Source organism: Rhodovarius sp., from assembly GCF_040399605.1.
Lineage (GTDB): Bacteria > Pseudomonadota > Alphaproteobacteria > Acetobacterales > Acetobacteraceae > Rhodovarius > Rhodovarius crocodyli_A.
The window spans coordinates 23,026-39,267 of record NZ_JBBARU010000003.1 but is presented as its reverse complement, the minus strand read 5'-3'; the positions used below and the strand labels follow the sequence as shown (position 1 = coordinate 39,267).

Genomic DNA, 16,242 nt, shown 5'->3' with positions numbered 1-16,242 from the left:
GCATCATCCGTTCAAACGGACTCGTTTGAGCGGATAAAGATGCTCGACAAACAAAAGCTTAGAGCCTGTGCAGTGAGCCGAGGCGAACGGAACAGGCTCTAAGGCCCCGCCACGCTCCAATCCTCATCGGGATCAAAGGCCATGATGCGCGCCGCCCGCTCCTCCGTCCGCCCCCCCAGATCGGCCTGATACACCACCCCGCCATGCGAGACGATGAAGCTCTGAATCCCCGAAACGCCATAGCCCGCCGGCCAGGCCAGAACCGCAAAGCCACCAATCATGCGGCCATCAACCAGGTAATCCCGCGCGCCGCCGGGCGCCGATGCGCCCTGCGCCTCTAGCATGCGGAAGAAATAGCCATGGAAAGCCCGCTTCGTTCCATCCCGCGTGCCGCTCCTCGCGCCGCCTTGCGCCGCCTGGGCGGCCAGCGGCCCCAAGGGGCTCTCCGCCTCACCCTCGGCACTGGCCCAATATAGCCCATCGCGCTGGCCCGGGGTGGAGAAGAAGCGCCTGGCATAGGCCCGCCAAGGCCCCTGCCGGCCGGCGCTCGCAGCATATTCGAATTGTGCCGCCACAATGGCGCGCAGGCTGGCAATGACATTGAGTTCATTGCGGCCAACCTCGCGGTCAATCATTTCCTGCGCTGCACCGCGGGCATCAAAGCGCCATCCACCCTCGCGCTCGACCATCGCGATGGGCAAAGGCCAGCCATCAGCACCCAGCAACAGCATGGCCCGGTTGGGCGGGATGCGCTCAATGCTCTGCCGCGACTGATAGGCGGCGGTGAAGCCATCGCGCGCCCCCCGGTCAACCACGCGATCGCCCGTCAGCACCAATTCACGCCCGGCCGGGCCCAGGATCCGCAGCAGACGCGCCTCATCATGCGCCGCGATAGCCGTGGCGAGCGCCGCAAAACCATCCTCGGGCGAGGCGAAGGCCTGCCCCGCGGCCGGGCGCGGCGTGGCGGCCGCGCGCGGCGGCGCCTCCTGTGCCAGTGCCACCGGCGCGGCCAGTGCAAGGGCCGCGATGATCACCCACGGCCGCAAGGCCATCAGCCAGGCCTCCCTGCGGCTCTGCCGGCGCCGCTTGGCCGTGGCGGGGTCGCGCGCGGCACCGCCTGAACCCGAACCACGGCGGCGCGCTGCTGCCGCGCCTGGGCCGCTGCCGGCTGGCCCAACCGGCTTGCTGCACCGCGTTGTGCGGCGCTGCGCATATCATCGCCCTGGCCCATGCCACGGAAGGCTGTGGCCGCCGGCCGGGCCATCGGCGGGCGGCTTGCCACCTCCGGCCGCCCGCTGGGCGCATGGGGCAGGCCGGTGCTGGCCGCATTGGGCTGCTTGCCACCGACCGCTGCCACGCGCCCGACTGGCTTGCCGGCCGCCGCCGATGCCAGCCCGCCGCCGCGTTCCACCTGCTGCATCCGGCCGCGGAATTCATCACGGCTGCCAGCCCGCCCACCGCTCACCTCGCCGCGGAAGCGGCTATTCACTTCGGCATTGCGATAGGCGAGGCCGCCGCGATGGGTCACATCATGGCGCCAGACATTTGAATGAATCTGCACCCGGTTCGCATTGATCGCATTGAAACGGTTGACATTCACATCCACGCTGCCCCGCCTCCAGCCCGGCCGCGCCCATCCCCAGAGCGAACCCACAATGGCCGCACCCCCGGCAAAGGCGATGCCGGTGAGCATGGTATCGCTCAGGCCCCAGGCCGGCGGCGGGGCAACATAAACCGGCGGATAGGCCGGGTAGGGCCAGCGCCCATACACCACGCCGGGATTATACACCGGCACAAACACCAGATCGGGCTCCGCCGGCGCAATGGTGATGATCTGCGGCGGCGGCGGCACCATCACGGTGGTGGACGGCACCTTGCCCTCGTCGAGCGGCGCCACGGTGATGACCTGCCGCTCATTGGTTTGCAGATGCTCCATGGCATGGGCCCTGCCGCGCAGCACCTGCACCATGTTCAACACATCCTGCTGCTGCGCCAGCACCGCATCACCCAGGCCCTGGGTCCATTCAAGCCGCTCATTGAGCATCCGCAACAGGTCAGGGAAGGGCAGAAGCGACTTCACCGAGGGGTCCCATTGCTGCGCCTGCAGCGCCTCGGCCAGCGCCTCGGCGCGCAATTGGCCATTCTGCCCCTGGGCCAGCCAGCGGGCGGCCTGCACAATCTCCAGCGGATAGGTCGCCGCCATCAGCACCTGCATCAGCAATTCATCGGGGAAGAGTGCAATGGGCGCCAGCAGCGCCGCCAATTGCGCCTGGGTGAGGCGCTCGGCATCGCCCGGCGCTGTCGCCGCAGCTTGCGCCAGGGAAGGCCCCACCGGCCCCATCAGGATGCTGGCAAGGCCGAACCAGCCGGCCAGCAGGGTGATCGCCAGGCGACGTCCCAACCCTCTCGCTGCATCCTGCATCGCGTGTCCTTCCAATCGAATTCCGGACACTCTCCATAGTTCCAGGCGGTTGTCACCACCGCCTGGCCGCCGCCCAACGCAGAAGCCGCGTCCTGCCTATAATGCGGTGAGAATCACCCGCCCGGTGACATGGCCCGAGCGCAGGCGGTTCAGCGCTGCATCGGCCTGATCCATCGGCTCGAAGGTCAGCGGAATGCCTGGTAACCCCCCCTTCTGGGCAATAGCGACCAGCGCGCGCAATTCCTTCACATTGCCCACATAGCTGCCCTGGACCGTCAGCGCCCGGATCGGCATCAGCGGCAGAGGAATGACCATTTCGCCGCCAAAAAGCCCAACCTGGACGAGCTTGCCGCCCTTGCGCAGCGCATCAAAGGCGAAGCGCGCGGTTTGCGTCCCATTCACCAGGTCAATCACCGCAGCCACGGGCCCGCCACAGGCCTCGATGATGCGCTTGGTGGTGCCCTCGTCACTGGCCAGCACGGTGTCGGTCGCACCCTGGGCGCGGGCGGCGGCCAATTTATCCTCCGCGACATCCACCACGCAAATCCGGCCATGCCCCAGCGCCTTGAGAATGGCGATGGCGTTCAACCCCAGCCCGCCGGCGCCCACCAGCACAATGGGTTCCTCAGCCGGCAGCGGCAGCACCTTGTTGATCGCCGAATAGACCGTGATGCCCGAGCAGGCATAGGTCGCGGCCAGGCCAGGATCGATGCCATCAAACGCCACCAGATGCTTCCAATGGGTGGCCAGCACATGCGTCGCATAGCCGCCATTCTGGTAGACGCCCAGCGAGCGGCCATTGCCGCACATATTCTCCTCATCATCGAGGCAGGCCGCGCATGTGCCGCAACCCACCCAGGGAAAGACCACCCGATGATCGCCCGGCTTCACATGGCCCACCGCCCCAGGCCCGCATTTCAGCACCCGGCCGACAATCTCATGGCCCATGGCCAGGGGCAGCTTCATGCCGCGATCGGCCATCCGCAATTCGCCGCGGCTGCCCATATCATAGACGCCCTCCCAGATATGCAGGTCGGAATGGCATACCCCTGCATGGGTGACTTCAAGCAGCACCTCATTGCCCTGCGGCTCGGGGGTGGGGAGTTCGATTTCCTGCAGGGGTTTTCCATGCTCGGTAACGGCCCAGGCGCGCATGCTGCTATCCTCCAATTTTCTAGGCGGCAGCGTGGCGCGAAACCCAGGTGATGCGCAACCGCATAGAACGGCGCCCCAACACCTCGCAGGCTGCTGAAAAACCCTGTTGGTGGAGGGAAAAAAGAGCCAAACGGCTTTGCCCTATCGCGCTCTCCCGCCAGGAAAATCATTTTCCTGGCCCTTTGAATAATTCTGTATATCAATAAACTAACGAAGGTGCAGGAAACTGAGTTTCCTGCTGGGGTGCTCGAGGGGCAAAGCCCCTCGATCTTTTCCCCCCCTCGCTATTTGTCCATCAGCAGCCGCTATTCTCACCCCACCCCCGCCGCCCGAAAAAACTGGTTCTCCGGCCGGGGCAGGCCCAGATGCTCGCGCAGCGTGGTGCCTTCATACTCCCGCCGGAACAGCCCGCGCGCCTGCAATTCTGGCACCACCTGTTCGACAAAATCATCCAGGCCCCCCGGCACATAGGGGAACATCACGTTGAAGCCGTCACAGGCGCGCCCCTCCAGCCAGGCCTGCATGTCATCGGCGATGGTCCGGGGCGTGCCCACCAGCGCCGCCCCGCCATAGCCGCCCAGGCGCTGGGCCAATTGCCGCACCGTCAGCTTCTCCCTCTCGCCCAGCTTAATCGCCCGCTCGCGGCCGCTTTTGGAGGATTCTGTCTCGGGGATTTCCGGCAGGGGCGCATCGGGGTCAAAGCCGCTGGCATTCACCCCCAGCATGGAACTCAGCGAGCCGATGGCGCTCTCATAATGCACCAGGCTGTCCAAATGGGCGCGCTTGGCTTGTGCCTCCGCCACCGTGGCGCCCACCACCACCAGGCAACCGGGCAGGATCTTGATACGGTCGGGGTTGCGGCCAATCGCCTCCGCCCGGCCTTTCACATCGGCGTAGAAGGCCTGGGCCTCGCCGATCACGCCGCCGGCGGCAAAAACCATCTCGGCGGTTTCAGCCGCAATCTGCCGCCCGGCATCCGAGGCCCCGGCCTGCACGATCACCGGCCAGCCCTGCACCGGCCGCGCCACATTCAGCGGCCCGCGCACCGACAATTCCGCCCCCTTATGGTTCAGCACATGCATCCGCGCGGGGTCCCAGAAAATCCCGCTCTGTACATCGCGGATGAAGGCATCATCGGCAAAACTATCCCATAGCCCGGTCACCACATCATAAAATTCCCGGGCGCGCTTATAGCGCTCGCCATGCGCCATGTGTTCGTCATGGCCAAAATTCTGCGCCGCATCCGGGTTCGCGGTGGTCACCAAATTCCACCCCGCCCGGCCATTGGAAATATGATCCAGCGAGGCGAATTTCCGCGCCACATGATAGGCGTCATTATAGGTCGTGCTGGCGGTCGCGATCAGGCCGATCCGCTCGGTCACCGCGGCCAAAGCCGGCAGCAGGGTCATCGGGTCAAAGCTGGTCACGGTGTGGGAGCGGCGCAGCGCCTCGATGGGCATATTCAGCAGCGCCAGATGGTCGGCCATGAAGAAGGCATCGAACTTTCCCGCCTCCAGCTTCTGCGCCAGCCGCGCCAGCCGCGGGAAATTGAAATTCGCATCCGGCCAGGCGCCGGGGTAGCGCCAGGCCCCGGTATGGATGGAAACGGGGCGCATGAAGGCCCCCAGATGCAATTGCCGCCGGGCAGCCATGCTTCCCTCCTTTTCACGGACCGCAGCGATATGGGGCGGCGGGCCGCCCAAAAAACCCGCACCCGGCACAAAACCCAAGGCCGTGACATCTCGCGCAGCGCTGGACCTAAACGGCTGAGCCATTAAGCTCTCCCCATGACCCAGATCGCTGACCTCACCGCCACCCAAACCCTGGCCCGCATCGCCGCCGGCACGCTCAGCTTTGCCGACATGCGCGAGGCACTGGCCCAGCGCATTGCCGAGCGTGAGCCGGTGGTGCGCGCCTTTGTCGACATCCACCCCGCCCCCAGCGCCGGCCCCGGGCCCTTGGCCGGCACCTTTTTCGGCGTGAAGGATGTGCTCGACACCGCCGACCAGCCCAGCCAATACGGCAACCCGATCTGGGATGGCTGGCAGCCGCGCGCCGATGCCGCCTGCGTGGCGCTGGCCAAAACCACCGGCGGCGCGGTGATGGGCAAGACCGTGACCACCGAATTCGCCACCCGCCATCCCGGCCCCACCACCAACCCGCATAATCCGGCGCATACGCCCGGCGGCTCCTCCTCCGGCTCGGCGGCCGGCGTCGCGGCGGGCTTTTTCCATTTCGGCATTGGCACGCAAACCGGCGGCTCCATCCTCCGCCCGGCGGCCTATTGCGGCGTGGTCGGCTTCAAGCCCAGCTTCGGTGCGCTGCATCGCGGCGGCATGAAGGTGATGAGCGAGAGCCTGGACACTATCGGCGTCATGGCCCGCTCGGTGGCTGATTGCGCCCTGGCGATGTCGGCCATGACCGGCGGCGATTACGGCCAGCCCGACACTGCCGCCCCCCGCCCGCCGCGCCTGGCTTTGGTGGATGCCAATACCCCCCAGACCCGGGCGGTGCTGGAGAGCGTAGCAGAGGCCTGCCGCGCCAAGGGGGCGGAGGTGGTGGTCCTCACCCTGCCTTCCGTCTTTGCCGCCGCCATGGCAGCCCACCCCTGGGTCATGAACATGGAAAGCGCCCAGGCGCTGGCCTTCGAATTGGCCACCGCGCCGGAAAAACTCTCCCCCGGTCTGCTGGAGCGCATGCTGGAGGCCCGCGCCGCGCCAACGCAGCGCCTCATCGATGGCCGCGCCGCCTTCCACGCCGCGCAGGATGCCTTCGCCGGCGCAATCGAGGGCTTTGACGCCGTCCTCACCCCCGCTGCCCCCGATGAGGCGCCGCTGGGCCTCGAAAACACCGGTGACCCGGTGTTCAACTCGCTATGGACCCTGCTGCACACCCCCGCCGTCAGCGTGCCCATTGGCCATGGCGCGCAGGGCCTGCCGCTGGGCGCGCAAATCGTGACCCCGCTGGGCCAGGACGCCGCCTGCCTGATGTGGGGCGAATGGGTGCGCCAGGCGGTGATGGGCTGATGCAATACCGCAATCTCGGCCATTCGGGGCTGCGCGTCTCGTCCCTGTGCCTGGGCACGATGATGTTCGGCGGCGCCACCGATGAGGCCGAAAGCCAGCGCATCACCGATGCCGCCCGCGCCGCCGGGGTGAATTTCATCGACACCGCCGATGTCTATAATGGAGGCGCCTCGGAGGAGGTGGTGGGCCGCGCCATCGCCGCCGAGCGCCCCTGGTGGGTGCTGGCCACCAAACTCGGCAATGCCACCGGCCATGGCCCCAATGATGGCGGCCTCTCCCGCGCCTATGCGTTTCACGCCGTGGAGGCCAGCCTGCGCCGCCTCAACACCGAGACCATCGACATCCTCTATTGGCACAAGGAAGACCACGCGACGCCGCTGGCCGAAAGCGTGCGCGCCATGGCCGACCTCATCCGCGCCGGCAAAATCCGCCATTTCGGCCTGAGCAACCATCGCGCCTGGCGGGTGGCGGAAATCTGCCGGCTTTGCGACCTCGCCGGCATCGACCGCCCGGTGGTCAGTCAGCCGCTCTACAATGCGCTGAACCGGCAGATCGAGGTGGAGCATCTGCCCGCCTGCGGCGCGCTGGGCCTGGGCATTTACCCCTATTCACCCCTGGCGCGCGGTGTGCTCACCGGCAAATACCGCCCCAATGTGCTGCCGCCCGAGGGCTCGCGCGCGGCGCGGCGCGACAGGCGCATGATGGAAACCGAATGGCGGCCGGAGAGCCTCGAAATCGCAGAAAAACTCGCAGCCCGGGCGGATGCGCTGGGCTGCTCGGCCGGGCAATATGCGCTCGCCTGGGTGTTGCATAACCCCCTGGTGACCGGCGCCGTGGTCGGCCCGCGCATCATGGCGCAATGGGAGGACTATCTCGGCGCCCTGGCGGTGACGCTGACCCCGGAGGATGAGGCGCTGGTCGATGGGCTGGTCACCCCCGGCCACCCCTCCACCCCGGGCTATAATGACCCGCAATACCCGCTGGAAGGGCGGCCCCTGCGCGGATGAGGCCCGTGGCAGAACCGCCTGTGCCGCAAAATCAGGCATATCTCTCGCCATGCCGCCGCGCCGCCGCGCCGCCCCACTTGCCTGCTACCCGCCCGCGTGGTGAAGCGCTGGCATGACATGGTCCATCCTTGCGCGAGACCCCGCCACCGGTGAATTGGGCGTGGCCGTCGCCACCCGCTTCTTCGCCGTCGGCGCGCTATGCCCCAAGGTGGAAGGCCAGGTGGCGGCACTGGCCACCCAGGCGCTGGTCAACCCCATGCTGGGCATTGCCGGCATGGAGCGGCTGCGCGCCGGCGAAACGCCCGCCGCCGTGCTGGCGGCGCTGCTGGCCGCCGATGCCGGGCGGCAGGCAAGGCAATTCCACATTCTGGGCATGAGCGGCGAAATCGCCCAGCACACCGGCCGCGATTGTGTGCCCTGGTGCGGCGCGGTCTGGTCGGAGAATGTCTCAGTGGCCGGCAATATGCTGGCCGGCCCGCGCGTGGTGGAAGCAACCCGCGATGCCTATCTCGACAGCCAGGGCCTGCCGATGGCGGACCGCCTGATCGCAGCCCTGGAGGCCGGCGAGGCCGAGGGCGGCGATGCCCGCGGCAAGCAGGCCGCCGCCCTGATGGTGGCGAGCCGCGACCCCTATACCGATCTCGACCTGCGGGTGGATGACCATGCCGACCCGCTGGCCGAACTCCGCCGCCTGCTCTCCGTGGCACGGGAGCGCTATGTGCATTTCCGCCGTTTCCTCGCCGGGCGCGACCATCCGGGCGTGTTTGACCGCGAGGTGATCAACGCCTCCATCGCGGCAGCGGGCCGATGATGCTCACCGTCGAGAACCTCTCCGTCACCTTCGCCACCCAGCGCGGGGCGCTGCGCGCGGTGGATCATGTCGGCTTCTCCCTCGCCCCCGGCCGCACCCTCGCGGTGGTGGGCGAAAGCGGTTGCGGCAAATCCGTCACCTCCCTCGCCATCATGGGCCTGCTGGCCGATAATGCCCGCACCGAGGGCCGGGTGATCTTCGAAGGGCGCGACCTGCTCACCCTGCCAAAGGCAGAGCGGCGCAAGCTGCGCGGCGGCGCCATGGCGATGATCTTCCAGGAGCCGATGACCAGCCTCAACCCCGCCTTCACTGCCGGCGAGCAGGTGGCCGAGGCGCTGCGGGTGCATGAGGGCCTGGCGGCGGACCTTGCCCTCAAGCGCGCGATAGAAATGCTCGACCGCGTGCGCATCCCCGAACCGGCCCGCCGTGCCGCAGCCTATCCGCATCAGCTCTCCGGCGGCATGCGCCAGCGGGTGATGATTGCCATGGCGCTGGCCTGCAAGCCGCGCCTGCTGATTGCCGATGAACCCACCACAGCCCTCGATGTCACCGTCCAAGCGCAAATCCTGGCCCTGCTCGAGACGCTCAAGCGCGAGACCGGCACCGCTATCCTCCTCGTCACCCATGATCTGGGCGTGGTGGCGGATTACGCCGATGATGTGGTGGTGATGTATGCCGGCAGGGTGGCTGAGGCAGCGCCGGCCCAGGCGCTCTTCGCCCGGCCCGAGCACCCTTACACCATCGGCCTGCTGGGCGCCGCGCCGCGTTTCTCAGCCCCCGGCGGCAGGCTCGCCAATATCGCCGGCACAGTGCCGGATTTGGCCGCCCCGCCGCCGGGCTGCCGCTTCGCGCCGCGCTGCCCCTTCGTCACATCGCGCTGCGACACCACGCCCCCCCTGGCCGAAGGCCCGCACCAGGTGGCCTGCTGGAACGCGCCACTGGACGCCGCCGCATGACGCCGCTGCTCGAACTCACCCAGGTGACCAAACACTTCCCGGTGCGCGACGCGCTGGGCCGCCCGCGCGGCGCGGTGCGCGCGGTGGATGGCGTGAGCCTGCATGTGATGCCCGGCGAGGTGCTGGCCATTGTGGGCGAGAGCGGCTGCGGCAAATCCACCCTGGGCCGGTTGGCGCTGCGGCTGATCGAACCCGATAGCGGCGAGATTCGCTTCGAGGGCGAGGATTTCTCCGCCCTCTCCGGCAAGGCGCTGCGGGCAAGGCGCAAACACGCCCAGATCATCTTCCAGGATCCCTTTGGCAGCCTCGACCCGCGGATGAGCGTCGCCGCCGCCATCGAGGAACCGCTGATCCTGCACACTGGCCTCACCCGCACCGGCCGCGCCATGCGGGTGGCGGATTTGCTCACCCGGGTGGGGCTGCGGCCTGAGATGGCCCATCGCTGGCCGCATGAATTCTCCGGCGGCCAGCGCCAGCGCATCGCTATCGCCCGCGCCCTGGCCAGCGGGCCGAGGCTGATCATCGGCGATGAACCGGTCTCCGCGCTCGATGTCTCGGTGCAGGCGCAGGTGCTGAACCTGCTGCAGGACCTCATCGCCGAATTCAATCTGGGCTTCATCATGATCAGCCATGATCTGGGCGTGGTGCGCCACATCGCCGATCGGGTGGCGGTGATGTATCTGGGCCGCATTGTCGAGGAAGGGCCCACCGCCCAGGTCTTTGCCGCGCCGCGCCACCCCTATACCCGCGCGCTGCTCGCCGCCGTGCCGGGGCAGGGCAATAAGGCCGCACCTTTGCAAGGCGATGTGCCAAGCCCCATCGCGCCGCCGCCCGGCTGCCGCTTCCACACCCGCTGCGCCCATGCCGCCCCCGCCTGCAGCGCCACCATGCCGGAACTGGCGGGCGAGGGCCATCGCGCCGCCTGCTTCCTGGCTGATAGCCTGCCACCCGCCGCCCCCTTCCACGAAAACACCATCGGCGGCGAGCGCCTCACCCGCCTCGCCGCGCGCTTCCAACGGGAGAATGGATAGACATGTTCCGCCGCATCGCCGCCCTCGCCCTCCTCCTCACCGCCTCGGCCGCCAGCGCGCAAAACCTGCGCATCGGCCTGCGTGAGGACCCCGATATCATGGACCCGACGCTGGCCCGCACCTTTGTCGGCCGCATCGTCTTCGCCGCCCTCTGCGACAAGCTGTTCGACATCAATGCACGGCTCGAAATCATCCCCCAACTCGCCACCAGCCATCACTGGGATGACCCGAAGACGCTGCGCATCACCCTTCGCCCCGGGGTGAAATTCCATGATGGCGAGGCGATGGATGCCGAGGCGGTGCGCTATTCGCTCAACCGCCACCTCACCATGCAGGGCAGTTTCCGCCGCGGCGAGATCAACACCATGGAGAGCGTGGAGGTGGTTGACCCGCTGACCGTGCTGATCCGCCTGCGCGAGCCCTCGGCCGCCTTCCTGGCACAATTGACCGACCGTGCCGGCATGATCGTCAGCCCACGCGCGGCCGAGGCGGCAGGGCGCAATTTCGGCCTGCGCCCGATCTGCGCCGGCCCCTATCGCTTCACCGAGCGGGTGGCGCAGGACCGCATCGTGGTGGACCGCTTCGCGGAATATTGGAATGCCGCCAGCACCACCATCCCGCGCATCACCTACCAGGTCATCAGCGACAGCACCGTGCGCCTGGCGAACCTGCAATCTGGCGCCCTGGAGATGGTGCAGAGCATCGACCCCGATGATGTGGGCGCGGTGCGCCGCAACAGCCGCCTGCGGATCAATATCACCGACGAGCTGGGATACCAGTCGATCACCCTCAACGTCGCCAATGGCGCGCGGGCGCAAACGCCGATGGGCCAGGACCCCCGTGTGCGCGCCGCCTTCGAATTGGCGCTGGACCGCCAGGTGATCAACCAGGTGGTCTATGAGGGCATGTACACCCCCACCGCCCAGCCGGTGCCGCCCACCAACCCTCTGCATGTGCCGAGCTTCCAGCCCGAGCCGCGCAATCTTGAGCGCGCCCGCGCCCTGCTGCGCGAGGCGGGTGTTCGCACGCCCCTCGCCGTCGAGATGACCGTGCCCAATAGCCCCGATCTGCGCCAGGCGGCCGAGGTGATGCAGGCCATGCTGCGCGAGGCGGGCTTTGACCTGCGGATCAATACCATGGAATTCGCCAGCTCCCTCCAGGCGGCGACGCGCGGCGAGTTCGAGACCTATCTCCTCGGCTGGTCCGGCCGGGTGGACCCCGATGGCAATACCTGGACCTTCATGCACAGCCGCGGCCCCAGCAATGATGGCCGCTACGCCAACCCCGAGGTGGACCGCCTGCTCGATGCCGCACGCCTGGAATTCGACCCCGCCCGGCGGCGCGAGCTCTATGCCCAGATCTATGCCATCGCGCTCCGGCAGGATCGCGGCAGGATCTATTTATGGCACCGCAAGAACATCGTGGCGCATAGCACGCGCGTCACCGGCTTCACCGCGGTGGCCGATGGGCTGATCCGGGTGCAGGGGCTGCGCCTGCAATGACGCCTCGCATGGAGGGCCATGCCGCGCATCGGCCCATAGCCCCATGATCTCCTGGTTCCTCCGCCGTCTTGGGCAGATTCTGCCCACGCTGCTCATCCTCAGCTTTGGCATTTTCGCCCTGCAACAGCTCATGCCCGGTGATCCGGCGCTGATCCTGGCCGGCGAAGAGCGTGGCGACCCGGCGGTGCTGGCGCAAATCCGCGCCGAACTCATGCTCGACCGTCCCTTGCTCGAGCAATATGGCCATTGGCTGTGGCGGCTGCTGCATGGCGATTTCGGCTTCTCCTGGCGCATCCGCGTGCCGGTGGGGGAATTGCTGCTGGACAAGCTGCCGGTCACCGCACAACTCGCCTCGATGAGCTTTGTCATCGGCGTGGCGATTGGCGTGCCCGCTGGCGTCATCTCGGCGGTGGCGAAGGATAAGCCATTGGATTGGCTTATGAATGCTGTAGCACTCTTTGGCATTTCCATGCCGAATTTCTGGCTCGGCATCATGATGATCCTGCTCTTCTCGGTGCAACTCGGCTGGCTGCCGCCCTCGGGCTATGTGCCGCTTTGGGAGGATCCCTGGCAGTCGCTGGCCACCACCATCATGCCGGCCTTCGTGCTCGGCACTGGGGTTGCGAGCGTGCTCATGCGCCACACCCGTGCCGCCATGCTGGGCGCGTTGGAGCAGGATTACATCCGCACCGCCCGCGCCAAGGGCGTGGTCGAGCGCAGCGTCATCGCCCGCCACGCGCTGCGCAATGCGCTGATCCCCGTCGTCACGCTGGGCACCATAGAGTTCGGCCGCCTGCTGGCCGGCGCTGTGCTGACGGAGCAGATTTTCTCCATCCCCGGCTTTGGCAAGCTGGTGGTGGATGCGGTGTTCAACCGGGATTATCCGGTGGTGCAAGGCGTGGTGCTGGCCACGGCCCTGATCTTTGTCGCGCTCTCGCTGGTGGCGGATATTCTCTACATGCTGATCAACCCCAGGCTGCGCGCGGCATGAGCCCCTCCTCCCCTGCCCGCCGCGCCCTGGCCGCGCTGCTGCGCCATCGCCTGGCGATGTTCGGCCTGGTCGTGGTGGTGCTCTTCGTGGCGGCGGCCCTGCTCGCGCCCTGGATTTCACCGGCCGACCCGCTGGCCACCTCCTGGTCCGCCATTCGCCGCGCACCTTCGGCCGCGCATTGGTTTGGCACCGATGAGAATGGCCGCGATGTGCTCTCGCGCGTGCTGTGGGGTGCGCGGGCCTCGCTGATGGCCGGGGTCATCGCGGTGGGCGGCGCGCTGCTGATCGGCGTGCCGATAGGCCTGCTGGCCGGGCTGGCGGGTGGCTGGGTGGATGCGCTGATCTCCCGCGTGGCCGATGCCATGCTGGCGGTACCGTTCCTCATCCTGGCCATTGCCCTGGCGGCCTTCCTCGGCCCAGCCTTGGAAAACGCCATGCTGGCCATCGCTATCTCGGCCAGCCCGGTCTTCGCCCGTCTCGCCCGCGGCATGGCGCTGGAGGCCAATACCACCGATTATGCCGAGGCTGCGCGGGCCATGGGCAATCCGCCCTGGCGCACGGCGCTCGTGCATATCCTGCCCAATATCGCCCCGCCCTTGCTCGTGCAGGCCACGCTCTCCATCGCCGAGGCCATCATCGCCGAGGCCTCGCTCTCCTTCCTCGGCCTCGGCCAGCAGCCGCCCGCACCCTCCTGGGGCTCAATGCTCAACAGCGCCCAGCGCTTCATCGAGAATGCGCCCTGGCTTGCCATCTTCCCCGGCATGGCGATTTTCCTGCTGGTGCTGGCGCTGAACCTGCTGGGCGATGGGCTGCGCGATGCGCTGGACCCGCGAAGTGCGCGGCGGTAGCGCGGCTCACGCCCTGATGTAGCGCACCGCCTCGATCCCCGCGCCCGCCGCATCCAGCGCCAGCCCCGGGATGCGCCCGGCCTCGCGCCAGCCCGCCGCCAACAGCAGCCGCTCGCCACTGCCCCCGGCAGGGGTCTCCAGGCTGAGCAGCCGCCGGCCCAGCCGCGCCGCCGCCGCCTCAGCGCCGGCCAGCAATGCAAGGCCCATTCCCTGGCGGCGCATCGCAGGCTCCACCCGCCAATCCTGCAGCACGGCGCGATGCGCCTGGCTTTCCGCCATGGCGAGGTCGATCTGGATGCTGCCGGCCAGCCGCGTCCCGGCCCAGGCCGCCAGCAGCAGCCTCTGCTGCGCCGCCACCTCGGCCGCCACGCGCCGCATTTGGGCGCGGGCAGTGTCGGGGGCCAGCCTCTGGCGCCAATGCAGCGAGCCGCCCTGCGCCACGCAGCCAATCATGATGTCGGACAGGCGCCGCTCCGCGCTGCTGGCCGCAGCCCCGTCCAGCATCTCCACCACCAGGCCGGTGAGTGGCTTGGCGTAGCGGAATTCCAGGGATTTCGAGAGGTCATCCAAAATCCGCACCGCGCCCTGGCGGATATAGGATTGCTTCTCATAGAAGCGATGCGCCGCCTCAAAGCGCGTATCGGTCCAGAGCACCATGCGTTGCGCGCCCTGCGCGCGGGCATGCGCCTCGGCGGTCTCTATCAGGCGCTGCGCCAGCCCCGAGCCGCGCGCGGCTCGGTCAACATACATCTTGCAGATCTCGAAGGCGGCATCGGCGCCAAGCGGGCGGGTGCCAACCATGCCCAGCGCCCGGCCATCCTCTTCCGCCAGCCAGACCCTGCCGCCCGCCTCGGCAAACCAACTCGCCAGGCGGTAGAGTTCCGGCAACTCCGCATCCACATCGAAGATCACCCCAGGGTATTCGCCCCAGGCCTCGCCGATCAGCCTGATATAGGCGGCCGTGTCGCTATCGGTGCCAGCGCGGATCAAGACAACTCGCGGCAAAATTCCTGAATCCGCCCGCAGGCCTCACGCAGGCTCTCGGTGTCGGTGGCGTAGGAGACGCGGATATAGGGGCTCATGCCATAGGCCGCGCCCATCACCGTGCCGACATGCTTCTCCTCCAGCAGCGCCAGGGCGAAATCGCTATCGGTCTCGATCAGCTTGCCGCCCTTGGTGGTCTTGCCGATGCAGCCGGCGATATTGGGGAAGACATAAAACGCCCCCTCAGGCTTGTGGCAACTCATCCCCGGCGCGGCGTTGAGCATTTCCACCACCATGTCGCGCCGCGCCTGGAAAATCTCGGCGCGTTCGGCGACAAACTCCTGCGGCCCGTCCAGCGCCGCCGCCGCGGCCGCCTGACCCACGGTGGAAACCCCGCTCGTCGCCTGGCCCTGCATATTGATCATGCCCTTGATCAGCGCCCGCGGCCCGCCGCAAAAGCCGATGCGCCAGCCGGTCATCGCATAGGCCTTCGAGGCACCATTGACCGTCAGCGTGCGCTCCTTCAGCCGCGGCTCCACCTCGGCGATGGTGCAGAATTCAAAGCCGTCATAGATCACATGCTCATACATATCATCGGTCAGAATCCAGATATCCGGATGACGCAGCATAACATCGGCAATGGCCTGCATTTCGGCGCGTGAGCAGGCCGCCCCCGTGGGGTTGGAGGGAAAATTCAGCAGCAGCCATTTGGTGCGCGGCGTGATGGCGGCTTCCAGATCCTCCGGCCGCAGCTTGAAGCCATTGTTTTGCGGGCAATTCACCAGCACCGGCTTGCCGCCCGCCACCTTCGCCATATCGGCATAGCTGATCCAATAGGGGGCAGGGATCACCACCTCATCGCCCTCATTCAGCGTGGCCATGAAGGCGTTGAAGATGATCTGCTTGCCGCCATTGCCGACCATGATCTCGTCCAGCGCATAGTCGAGATGATTGTCGCGCTTGAATTTGCGCTGCACCGCAGCCTTCAGCGCCGGGATACCATCCTGCGGCGGGTATTTCGTATTGCCCGCCAGCGCCGCCTGATGCGCCGCCTCGATGGCATGGACAGGGGTGGCGAAATCCGGCTCGCCCACGGTCAGCGCGATGACCTTCACCCCCTTCGCCGCCAATTCGCGCGATTTCACGCTCATCATCGTGGAGGCAGACATCTTGATGATGTTCAGGCGGTCAGCCAGGGCGGGCATGGTGTTTCCTCAGGATTGCGGATGTAAAACTAATCCCGCCGCCCGCCAGCGCCAAGCCGCCGCCCGCGCGTCTTGCCGATCAGCCCGGCTGATACCCCGCCTTCGCCAGCGCCGCCCGCAGCACCGCCTCATCCAGCGCGCCGATAAAACTGGCCTGCCGCGCCGGCAGATCGGCGCTCACCCGCACCTGCGGGTCCAGCTTTTGCGCCAGGCGGGTGATCGCGCGCAGGCAACCATCGCAATGCATATCGGGGATGGTGAGGTTGATCTGGGTCATAACCACAGCATCGCGCCTTCCCCTATG

At 67.4% G+C, this 16,242-nt stretch carries 15 protein-coding genes; 8 read left to right on the top strand and 7 right to left on the bottom strand.

What is annotated here, in order from left to right:
- Positions 1-98: 98 nt before the first annotated feature.
- From ABWP84_RS01885 to ABWP84_RS01870, 4 genes are all read right to left on the bottom strand, one after another.
- Complete coding sequence (locus tag ABWP84_RS01885; RefSeq protein ID WP_353210295.1) at positions 99-1,052, bottom strand: DUF2950 domain-containing protein; 954 nt, start codon at positions 1,050-1,052, stop codon at positions 99-101.
- Positions 1,052-2,401 carry a DUF3300 domain-containing protein gene (locus tag ABWP84_RS01880; protein WP_353210294.1) on the bottom strand — a complete coding sequence of 450 codons (1,350 nt, stop codon included), beginning with the start codon at positions 2,399-2,401 and terminating at the stop codon, positions 1,052-1,054. Before ABWP84_RS01880 ends, ABWP84_RS01885 begins: the two co-directional genes overlap by 1 nt.
- A gap of 117 nt (positions 2,402-2,518) precedes the next feature.
- The gene (locus ABWP84_RS01875; protein ID WP_353210293.1) at positions 2,519-3,577 is read right to left on the bottom strand and encodes an alcohol dehydrogenase; all 1,059 of its coding nucleotides are present in this window, start codon (positions 3,575-3,577) and stop codon (positions 2,519-2,521) included.
- Between the two features lie 311 nt (positions 3,578-3,888).
- A complete protein-coding gene (locus ABWP84_RS01870) occupies positions 3,889-5,229 on the bottom strand; it encodes an LLM class flavin-dependent oxidoreductase (protein ID WP_353210292.1) in 1,341 nt (446 codons plus the stop codon).
- Positions 5,230-5,364: 135 nt separating this feature from the next.
- Here ABWP84_RS01870 and ABWP84_RS01865 point away from each other — a divergent pair, with 135 nt between their 5' ends.
- The 8 genes from ABWP84_RS01865 (at position 5,365) to ABWP84_RS01830 (ending at position 13,749) form a co-directional block, all read left to right on the top strand.
- On the top strand, positions 5,365-6,603 hold the full coding sequence (locus ABWP84_RS01865; RefSeq protein WP_353210291.1) for an amidase: 1,239 nt from the start codon (positions 5,365-5,367) through the stop codon (positions 6,601-6,603).
- The gene (locus ABWP84_RS01860) at positions 6,603-7,610 is read left to right on the top strand and encodes an aldo/keto reductase (RefSeq protein WP_353210290.1); all 1,008 of its coding nucleotides are present in this window, start codon (positions 6,603-6,605) and stop codon (positions 7,608-7,610) included. The genes ABWP84_RS01865 and ABWP84_RS01860 overlap by 1 nt, the downstream gene beginning before the upstream one ends.
- A gap of 112 nt (positions 7,611-7,722) precedes the next feature.
- A complete protein-coding gene (locus ABWP84_RS01855; RefSeq protein WP_353210289.1) occupies positions 7,723-8,421 on the top strand; it encodes a DUF1028 domain-containing protein in 699 nt (232 codons plus the stop codon).
- Positions 8,418-9,377, top strand: a complete 960-nt coding sequence (locus ABWP84_RS01850) for an ABC transporter ATP-binding protein (protein WP_408904229.1) — start codon at positions 8,418-8,420, stop codon at positions 9,375-9,377. The genes ABWP84_RS01855 and ABWP84_RS01850 overlap by 4 nt, the downstream gene beginning before the upstream one ends.
- Positions 9,374-10,408, top strand: coding sequence for an oligopeptide/dipeptide ABC transporter ATP-binding protein (locus tag ABWP84_RS01845; RefSeq protein ID WP_353210288.1), 1,035 nt, complete (start codon positions 9,374-9,376; stop codon positions 10,406-10,408). Before ABWP84_RS01850 ends, ABWP84_RS01845 begins: the two co-directional genes overlap by 4 nt.
- Before the next feature lie 2 nt (positions 10,409-10,410).
- The gene (locus tag ABWP84_RS01840; RefSeq protein WP_353210287.1) at positions 10,411-11,910 is read left to right on the top strand and encodes an ABC transporter substrate-binding protein; all 1,500 of its coding nucleotides are present in this window, start codon (positions 10,411-10,413) and stop codon (positions 11,908-11,910) included.
- Positions 11,911-11,953: 43 nt separating this feature from the next.
- Positions 11,954-12,901 carry an ABC transporter permease gene (locus tag ABWP84_RS01835; RefSeq protein WP_353210286.1) on the top strand — a complete coding sequence of 316 codons (948 nt, stop codon included), beginning with the start codon at positions 11,954-11,956 and terminating at the stop codon, positions 12,899-12,901.
- On the top strand, positions 12,898-13,749 hold the full coding sequence (locus ABWP84_RS01830; protein WP_353210285.1) for an ABC transporter permease: 852 nt from the start codon (positions 12,898-12,900) through the stop codon (positions 13,747-13,749). Before ABWP84_RS01835 ends, ABWP84_RS01830 begins: the two co-directional genes overlap by 4 nt.
- Before the next feature lie 6 nt (positions 13,750-13,755).
- Here the strand turns inward: ABWP84_RS01830 and ABWP84_RS01825 are convergent, their stop codons facing one another.
- From ABWP84_RS01825 to ABWP84_RS01815, 3 genes are all read right to left on the bottom strand, one after another.
- Positions 13,756-14,754, bottom strand: coding sequence for a GNAT family N-acetyltransferase (locus ABWP84_RS01825; protein ID WP_353210284.1), 999 nt, complete (start codon positions 14,752-14,754; stop codon positions 13,756-13,758).
- Positions 14,736-15,938: a pyridoxal phosphate-dependent aminotransferase gene (locus ABWP84_RS01820; RefSeq protein ID WP_353210283.1), complete on the bottom strand. Its 1,203-nt coding sequence runs from the start codon at positions 15,936-15,938 to the stop codon at positions 14,736-14,738. The genes ABWP84_RS01825 and ABWP84_RS01820 overlap by 19 nt, the downstream gene beginning before the upstream one ends.
- A 79-nt stretch (positions 15,939-16,017) precedes the next feature.
- Positions 16,018-16,215 (bottom strand): heavy-metal-associated domain-containing protein, encoded by a 198-nt coding sequence (locus ABWP84_RS01815; protein WP_353210282.1) that lies wholly within the window; start codon positions 16,213-16,215, stop codon positions 16,018-16,020.
- Between the last annotated feature and the right edge of the window lie 27 nt (positions 16,216-16,242).

What these genes read in the sequence shown, in the direction of transcription:
- ABWP84_RS01820 (WP_353210283.1), bottom strand. Translation starts at nt 15,938, where the DNA reads ATGCCCGCCCTGGCTGACCGCCTGAACATCATCAAGATGTCTGCCTCC.
- ABWP84_RS01815 (WP_353210282.1), bottom strand. Translation starts at nt 16,215, where the DNA reads ATGACCCAGATCAACCTCACCATCCCCGATATGCATTGCGATGGTTGC.
- ABWP84_RS01830 (WP_353210285.1), top strand. Translation starts at nt 12,898, where the DNA reads ATGAGCCCCTCCTCCCCTGCCCGCCGCGCCCTGGCCGCGCTGCTGCGC.
- ABWP84_RS01865 (WP_353210291.1), top strand. Translation starts at nt 5,365, where the DNA reads ATGACCCAGATCGCTGACCTCACCGCCACCCAAACCCTGGCCCGCATC.
- ABWP84_RS01850 (WP_408904229.1), top strand. Translation starts at nt 8,418, where the DNA reads ATGATGCTCACCGTCGAGAACCTCTCCGTCACCTTCGCCACCCAGCGC.
- ABWP84_RS01875 (WP_353210293.1), bottom strand. Translation starts at nt 3,577, where the DNA reads ATGCGCGCCTGGGCCGTTACCGAGCATGGAAAACCCCTGCAGGAAATC.
- ABWP84_RS01835 (WP_353210286.1), top strand. Translation starts at nt 11,954, where the DNA reads ATGATCTCCTGGTTCCTCCGCCGTCTTGGGCAGATTCTGCCCACGCTG.
- ABWP84_RS01885 (WP_353210295.1), bottom strand. Translation starts at nt 1,052, where the DNA reads ATGGCCTTGCGGCCGTGGGTGATCATCGCGGCCCTTGCACTGGCCGCG.
- ABWP84_RS01855 (WP_353210289.1), top strand. Translation starts at nt 7,723, where the DNA reads ATGACATGGTCCATCCTTGCGCGAGACCCCGCCACCGGTGAATTGGGC.
- ABWP84_RS01860 (WP_353210290.1), top strand. Translation starts at nt 6,603, where the DNA reads ATGCAATACCGCAATCTCGGCCATTCGGGGCTGCGCGTCTCGTCCCTG.
- ABWP84_RS01840 (WP_353210287.1), top strand. Translation starts at nt 10,411, where the DNA reads ATGTTCCGCCGCATCGCCGCCCTCGCCCTCCTCCTCACCGCCTCGGCC.
- ABWP84_RS01845 (WP_353210288.1), top strand. Translation starts at nt 9,374, where the DNA reads ATGACGCCGCTGCTCGAACTCACCCAGGTGACCAAACACTTCCCGGTG.
- ABWP84_RS01870 (WP_353210292.1), bottom strand. Translation starts at nt 5,229, where the DNA reads ATGGCTGCCCGGCGGCAATTGCATCTGGGGGCCTTCATGCGCCCCGTT.